Annotated in this window: 1 protein-coding gene; it reads right to left on the bottom strand. The window is 53.1% G+C overall.

Annotated features, from left to right (window positions below):
- On the bottom strand, positions 1-286 hold a 286-nt coding region (locus tag SB756_RS29380; protein WP_410913077.1), incomplete at both ends, for a nicotinate-nucleotide--dimethylbenzimidazole phosphoribosyltransferase.

Here is a 286-nt window from a genome sequence, read left to right on the forward strand (position 1 = left end):
GCGTATAACATATGACGTCCAAAAGCAACTTTTCAGCCTGACGGCGACTCATTGCCGGAGCTGAAGCAATATTGCCGCTACCTCGTGCGACACGCATGTTGATAAGCCCGGGGATAGGCTCAGCAGTATCAATACCAACATCAATTACGTGGACGTTAGCGCCCGCTTGTTCTGCCAGCACACACACGCCGGTTGTTCCACGGGTCATATTTTCAGCCTGTATGGCTGTCACTTCTTTTGGAGAAATAGCGACCCCTTCCTCCCAGACGCCGATCACGGCGTCTGG

It is taken from the genome of Pseudomonas sp. SIMBA_068, assembly GCF_046534705.1.
Lineage (GTDB): Bacteria > Pseudomonadota > Gammaproteobacteria > Pseudomonadales > Pseudomonadaceae > Aquipseudomonas > Aquipseudomonas putida.